General features: G+C 53.8%; 1 pseudogene. It reads right to left on the bottom strand.

The window, feature by feature from the left end:
• A pseudogene (locus tag BFF42_RS21890) lies at window positions 1-221 on the bottom strand (IS3 family transposase); the annotation flags it as partial.

Raw genomic sequence — 221 nt, 5'->3', positions numbered from 1 at the left:
TCTCTCTCCGTTATCACAGCAGAACTCGAACCCGTCAGAGCACCATCGCTGATTGCTTTCTTTCACGGCCACTCTGCCTGTATGTGCCCGTTTCGATGGTGGTACAGCAGGTTTTCGCTCAAGCAACAGGGCATTCTGGCGCATGATCCGGTAAACACGTTTGGCATTGATCGCAGGCATACCATCAAGTTCTGCCTGTCTGCGAAGCAGCGCCCATACCC

Origin of the sequence: Shigella sp. FC1661 (assembly GCF_001712525.1) — a bacterium.
Lineage (GTDB): Bacteria > Pseudomonadota > Gammaproteobacteria > Enterobacterales > Enterobacteriaceae > Escherichia > Escherichia coli.
The sequence above is the reverse complement of the archived record's forward strand: the minus strand, read 5'-3'. Positions and strand labels throughout refer to the sequence as shown.